The sequence below is a fragment of the Kocuria sp. ZOR0020 genome (assembly GCF_000800955.1).
Taxonomy (GTDB): Bacteria; Actinomycetota; Actinomycetes; order Actinomycetales; family Micrococcaceae; genus Kocuria; species Kocuria subflava.
In genome coordinates this window covers 1-6,814 of sequence record NZ_JROX01000106.1, presented here as the reverse complement: position 1 = coordinate 6,814, position 6,814 = coordinate 1, and the positions used below count along the sequence as shown (strand labels likewise).

The window sequence follows — 6,814 nt, the reverse complement described above, 5'->3', positions numbered from 1 at the left end:
AAAGAGCCATTCTCAGCCCCTGAGAATGGCTCTTTCCCTGTCAAACTCGCCGCCGGCCGCGCAACGACGGCGCCCCCGCCCCGCCCGGCTTCAGCCCATGAGCTTGGCGGTGAGGATCCGCGCGAAGTCCTCGGAGACGTCCCCGTAGTTCAGGGAGAAGTCCTCATCCACGCGAGTGGGCAGCACACCCGAGCACAGCACGGTGGCGCGGGCATACAAGCCGGGCAGTTCGGCACCGATCGGCACGGACAGAAGCTGTAGTTCCTCATCCCAGGAGACCAGCGGGGTCCCGGCCTGCCGGGCAGCCAGGTGCTTGCCCAACCCGGAGTTCACCCGCCGCCCGTGACCCGATTCCACATCAGCCTCCGTGCGAAACACGTATCGCGTGCGGTGGTGGTGGTTGATCCGGAACAACCCGGGCTGTTCCCGGTCCGTGGTGGGCAGCCACGTGGCATCGGACGGGACAAACCGTTCGGCCACGCCGTTGTACTGCATCTCCGTACGTGCCAGTCCGTCCTGGACGGTGGACAGAGGTGCCAGGGTGTCCAGCATGACGGGTCCGGCCTCATAAATGACGTCGCACAGCCCCTCCGGCAGACGCTCAGCCAGCTCTTCCAGCTCAACGTCCTGGACCAGGGAGGAGGCGTGGTCCTCCGGGGACAAGGTGACCAGTGCACCACCCAGGGCGTCAGCAGCGGAGGAGACCGAGGCCTCCTTGTCCGGAGTCCACCCACCGGTGAGCAGGATGGATCCGTCCACCAACTGCGTCAGGGCAGGGGAACACACCTGCCAACGGCGCACCGTCCAGTTCTCGTCCCGGATGACCTCCAGGAAACCCAGACCCTGAAGGTGGCCCACAAGCCATTCCTCGAACCGTTCGGTGTCCACCAGCTGGCGGGCCACGATCGAGAGGGTGGAGCGCTTGCCGCCGCCCAGGAACGTCAGGGCATCGCGGAACGGGGCCCAGGACATGGGGTTCTCCCCCTCGTCCGGGCCGATGAACTGGAGGGACTCCACCGAGCCGACCTCGGACACGGCAGAGAGCTTGGTCAGCCGGCCCGGGTAGCGCTTTTCCAACCCGCAGTCCCGGCAGCGCCCGAACACCCACGGTGCCTTGGCCTTGGGGTCCATGGGCGGCAGCACAATCCGGTGCTTGCCGGTGGCCAGACAGGAAGGCCCGCTGTGCTCCGGGAGGACGTTCTCGCGCTGGACCAGCAGCTGGCCCTCAGCGGAGTGCCAACCGGGAACCGTGGGGACGTCCACAGCTTCCAGCTCGGCCTCCGGGACCTCCACGGAATTCAGATTGTTGAAGGCACCCTGGACGTACTCGTCCGGCAACTCGGAAACGGTGGCAGCCGTGACGGGCCACAGGGCGTCGTCGTCGGTGTGGACCATCTCCCCCTCATAGCCCAGCGACCGCTGTGTCATGTAGAAGGAGGAGTCGCGCGCGGAGAAGCTCATGCGCTGTTTGACCGTGCGTCCTGCTTTGAGGACCAGGACGTAGTCGTTGGGCTTCAGCCCGCCGGTGGCATGGGCCATGGGGGTGCCGTTGGTGGAGATCTGGAACGGCGGAATCAGGCTCTCGGCCAGCTTGTGGCGCTGCAGACGGAAGGTTTCCGGGTGACGCCACTCGACCTCAAGGGTCAAGGGGTCATCGGTGTCCGAGACCACCGTGATCTGCGGCGGGCGCTGAGCCGACCACCGCACCACGTCTCCTGGAATGCGTAGGCCACCGGAGAGTCGCACGGTGGGGACAAGTCGCGGGACCATTCCGGAGAAGTTGTCGTTGACCGTCAGCTCGGGGTTGCCTGCGCGCAGCACCTGGACGTCGTCGAACATGGCCCAGCCCTCTGGCAGTCCGGAGGTCCCGGCGGGCACGAATGTGTAGTCCGGGGATGCGGAGTCATCCAGGATGGAGCGCATCTGGGCGATGGTGGATTCCTCGTCACGCACCAGCACGCGGCACGGCCAGGCGGCAGGAATGTGGTCCACGGAGATGAAGGTGTCGGAGAAGGCGTCCTTGGCAAACACGACGACGGGCCGCGCCGTCCGTTCGAACGTGTGCGCCCCGGCGGAGAGCTTGAGCTCTCCTTCCAGCAGAGAGGCGGGTTCGATCCGTGCGGTGAGGGCAGAGATTCCCAGGTAGGCGTCCCCGATGTAGGACAGGAACAGGGTGCGGGGTCCGGCGGTGGTTTCCAGCTCCACCTCACGTTCGGTCATGAACCGCTTGGGAACCACCAGACCGAACTCAAAGACCTTGTTGCCGATGTAGTCCATGGCATCCACCAGGGCCAGGGAGGCCGAGTGTTTTCCCGGCTTGCTGGACACGGACCGGGTGACGGGTGTGGGGCCACCGGCTTCGGCCCGGGACTGCTCCCAGCGGGCGAGCTCGGCACGGGCCACTTCCAGGCCCGGGTAGCGGGTCACGGAGGTGGTCCAGATCTGGCGCATCGACTTGGAGACATCCGTGTCTGCCACATCCAGCCAGAAGTCCACGTACACGCCCAGTTCCTCCGGGGAGAGGCCTTGGGCGGTGGTCAGTTCCATGTCCGCGAACATCTGGTGGAGTTGGCGTCGCTCGGACTCCCCCAGCAAGGTCTGCGCCAGGGCAAGGCCAACAGGCCGCTGGTTGAGGGCATCACCCACGGGCAGGCCGACCTCACCGTCGCGCAGTTCCAGCCAGTAGCGCAGGGCATCCCAGAAGGCCTCGGTGTCCTTCTTGAAGGAAGCCTCCAGCGCCTTGGTGTCCTGACCGGCCTGCAGCAGAACGGCCAACGGCAGGTAGAACGCTGAAGCCGACTTGTTGCCGGTCTGGGAGGCCAGCCGGGAGGTGTGGCGTCCGGCCAGGGCGAACAGCGCCAGCAGGGCCACGATGGGCGGCGGCGCCAATTCGGAGAGAGTGTCCAGCTGGCGGCGGGAGTCCCGGTACCAGAGTGTGGTCAGTCGGGTGAAGGCCTCGAACACCGGGGTGCGGGAACCGTCCATGACCAGCAACGGGGTCACGGAATCGGCAATGGCGCGCAGGGTGGCGGGACCGTCCAGTCCGTGCTCCTGACCGATCTGGGCCAGGGTCTTCTCATCCAGGTCCAGGGGAACCAGTTCACCTGCTTTGTCCGCCCCGAAGAACGCGGCACACACGGCGTCGTTCCACTTGAGGTACTCGACCTCGGCCTCATTGCGCGCAATGCGATGTTGACCGAGCACAAGCGAGTTGGTCCCCGGCACTGCACCCTCCGTCTGCGGCTCCGGCCGCCCTTGTTCTGCGGGAGTGAAACCTCCCTGTACCAGCGCCTCATTATATGTGCGCCCGGCCGTCCCCGGCGGCGGCTGCCGCCTGGTTGCCCGCACCGTCCGGCTCCTAGAATGGTGAGAATGACCTCACCTGCCGCCGAGTCCTCCACGGCCCGCACAGCCTCCTCATGGCAGCGCGCTTTGGCCTCCATGCTCGACGACGACGCCCCCGCCCTGGACGTCGAGGACACCGAACACCCGGGCCCGGCCATCGGCCTGGAGTTCGACCTTCAACTGCCCACGTTCCGCCGGGTGCATCGCGCACGACAAGCCCAGGCCGGTGCCCTCTACTCCCTGGGGATGCGGCCGGTGCGCAAAGGTCGGCGCGGGGACTGGATCCGGGGTGGCTTGGACTGGGAGAAGGTCACGGAGGCCGGGATCTCCGGGATGCTCACCGCCGAACAGGCCGACTGGTTCGATGAAATCCGCTCCCTGGCCAACGTCCGCTCCCGCCAGGTCCTGCACGACCGGCACTGGGTGTACGTGGAGCATTACGAATCCCCCGTGCTGTGGTCACTGTTGGGCCGTGCCGAGGAACTGGGGGTGGAGTTCATCACCCGTGACCACGCGCAGCCCGTGCGTCTCAGCTCACCGGGCAGGTTCCAGATCGACCTGGTGCACGACGACGAGAACAACCTGCTGCTGCATCCCGAGGTGTTGATCGACACCACGAATTCCAGTCAAGACGCAACGGCCGATGATGCCGCCCGCGTGGAAACCGTAGCCCTGGAATCTGCAGGCATAGTGGGGGCCCCCGGCCATGGGGTGTTCTTCCCCGCACCACAAGATCCTGTGGAGTTGGAGCGGACCGAGGATCTCAACCGGTTCCCTCTGACCCTGGTGCCGCTGAGGACCCGCCTGACCCGGGACCAACGCCAGTTCCTGGAAACAGCTCAGGAGGTCACGGTCCCGCATGAGGAGATTCAGGAATTCCTGGACCGCTGGTTTCCCCGGCTGCACCAGCGGATCGGGCTGACCAACGACGACGGCTCGATCGAGCTCCCTCACGTGGCCCCACCGGAAATGGTGCTCACGGTTCATCACGATGATCTGACCATCCGGTTGGACTGGGAATGGGAGTACAGCCGGGGTGGTCAGCGCATCCGCCTGCCGTTCCGCCCTGCCGATCCTTTGGGCACGGAACCGGCCAAGCGGGAGTCCACGTGGGAAAGCGCCATGACCAAAGCCGTCATGCGCCGCATCCCGGATCTTGAGTTCCGCCGCTCCGCCTACGTGGGTTACGAGGCCGTGGTCTTGTTGCGTGATTGGCTGCCGGAGCTGGAAAAGGTCCACGACCTGAGGATTCAGGTCACCGGTACGGAACCTGCCTACAAGCCCTCGGATGAACCGCCGGAGATCACGGTCTCCACGCTGCCCAGCGAGCACCGGGACTGGTTCGACCTTGGTGTGTCCGTACGTGTGGGTGACTTCTACGTGGCGTTCGCAGAAATCTTCCGCGCCCTGGCACGGGGCCAGGACGTGATGATGCTGCCCAACGGCTCCTGGTTCGCTCTGGATGCCCCCCGGTTCGAGCACCTGCGGGAGTTGCTGCGCGAAGCGCGGTCCCTGCAGGAAACTCCGAGCGACCAACTGCGGGTCTCCAAACACCAGATGGGGTTGTGGCAGGAGTTGGAGGAGCTCTCCGACCGCAGCGAAACCGTGACCCAGTGGCGGGAGGCCGTGAACCGGCTGGTGCACCGGGAACCCAGTGATCCACCACCGGTGCCGGCAGGGCTGACTGCACAGCTGCGGCCCTACCAGGTGGAGGGGTTCCAGTGGTTGGCAGCCCTTCAGGACATGGGTTTGGGCGGGATCCTGGCCGATGACATGGGTCTGGGCAAAACCGTTCAGGTCATTGCGCTGTTCACCCACGTTCTGGAGCAGGCACAGCTTCGCGGTCCTGAGAATCCGGCGGTGCAGCCTTTCCTGGTGGTGGCCCCCACCTCCGTGGTGCCCAACTGGGTATCGGAGATCAACAAGTTCGCCCCGCATCTGAAAGTCACTGCCGCCCAGGGCACGGCCGCCGGTGCCGGTCAGATGCCGGCCGAATTGGCCGCCACCCAGGACGTCGTCGTGACCTCCTACACCCTGTTGCGCATGGATGAGGCACTGTGGAGCCAACCGGAGTGGGAGGCTGTGATTCTGGATGAGGCGCAGTTCGTGAAGAACCCGCGGACCCAGGCCCACCGCGTGGCTCGGGAGTTGAAGACCAGGACCACGGTTGCCGTCACCGGCACTCCGTTGGAGAACGGACTGGCTGACTTGTGGGCGTTGCTGAGCCTGAGCGCACCGGGGTTGTTCCCGTCACGCAGGAAGTTCGTGGAGGACTATCAGCGCCCCATCGAGGTCTCACATGACCGGGCTGCCATGTCCCGGATGCGGCGCAGAATCGCCCCGTTCATGCTGCGGCGCACCAAGGACGCCGTGGACCTTCAGCTGCCACCCAAGCTGGAGCAGACCCTGCGGATCCAACTCACGGAGGAACACCGCAAGCTCTATGACCTGCACCTGCAGCGCGAACGCTCCAAGGTGCTGAAGTTGCTTCCGGAGCTCAACCGCAACCGGTTCACCATCTTCAGCTCCTTGACCAAGCTGCGGTTGATGGCACTGGACCCCTCCTTGGTGGACCCGGAGCTGGAGATCAGCTCCTCCAAGTTGGAGGCGTTGTTCGAGCACCTGCCGGAGATCGTGGCGGAAGGTCACAGGCCCTTGGTCTTCTCCCAGTTCACCGGTTTCCTCAAACTGGCGGCGGCCCGACTGGACCGGTTGGGCATTCCGTACGCCTACCTGGATGGCTCCACCCGTGACCGGGGCGCTGTGATCCAACGATTCCGTGACGGTCAGGCACCGGTGTTCCTGATCTCCCTGAAGGCAGGTGGCACCGGGTTGAACCTGACGGAGGCGGACTACTGCTTCCTGCTGGATCCCTGGTGGAATCCCATGGCGGAGAACCAGGCCGTGGACCGCGCACACCGAATCGGCCAGGAACGCAAGGTCATGGTCTACCGCATGGTGGCCACCGGCACCATCGAGGAAAAGGTCATGGAACTCAAGGACCGAAAGGCCCGTCTGTTCGAGACCGTGATGGACGACGACGGCACGTTTTCAGCCGCCCTGACGGAACAAGACGTCATGGAGTTGTTCCGTCAGTGAAATCCTTGACGCACCAGTAACTTGAGCGCCATGATGTCACGTCAACAACCTTGCTGCAGTGTCACATTGCAGTGAATTACCTGATCACGTGTGATTGGCCCGCCGGTGCAATAGCGTGAACATCAATACCCCAGGAGGTGTCCGGAAGTGCCTACTTCACCGTCCGGCCTCCCGCTGTTCGTCGATCGGCATGGCCCCCTCATTGCCGTCATGGTTGATCGCGGGTTGCGCCCGGATCAGATCCGTCGTCGTTTTCATTTGCTGCACCCCACCGAGTCCCCCGCGCTGTTGAACCAGATGCTCATCCGGATGGCGCCGCCGTTCTCCTTGGAGGACGCCACGGCAGCCGCCACCCACTACACGGATGCAC

Annotated in this window: 3 protein-coding genes; 2 read left to right on the top strand and 1 reads right to left on the bottom strand. The window is 65.0% G+C overall.

The features are described from left to right. Positions 1-90: 90 nt before the first annotated feature. A complete protein-coding gene (locus tag L979_RS06965) occupies positions 91-3,204 on the bottom strand; it encodes a hypothetical protein (protein ID WP_231559433.1) in 3,114 nt (1,037 codons plus the stop codon). A gap of 168 nt (positions 3,205-3,372) precedes the next feature. On the opposite strand from L979_RS06965, the gene L979_RS06960 reads away from it, so the two are divergent. Both L979_RS06960 and L979_RS06955 read left to right on the top strand, forming a co-directional pair. Further along, a complete protein-coding gene (locus L979_RS06960; RefSeq protein WP_052209624.1) occupies positions 3,373-6,444 on the top strand; it encodes a DEAD/DEAH box helicase in 3,072 nt (1,023 codons plus the stop codon). Between the two features lie 147 nt (positions 6,445-6,591). Continuing rightward, the coding region (locus L979_RS06955) for a hypothetical protein (RefSeq protein WP_047690871.1) at positions 6,592-6,814 on the top strand (223 nt) is incomplete at its 3' end.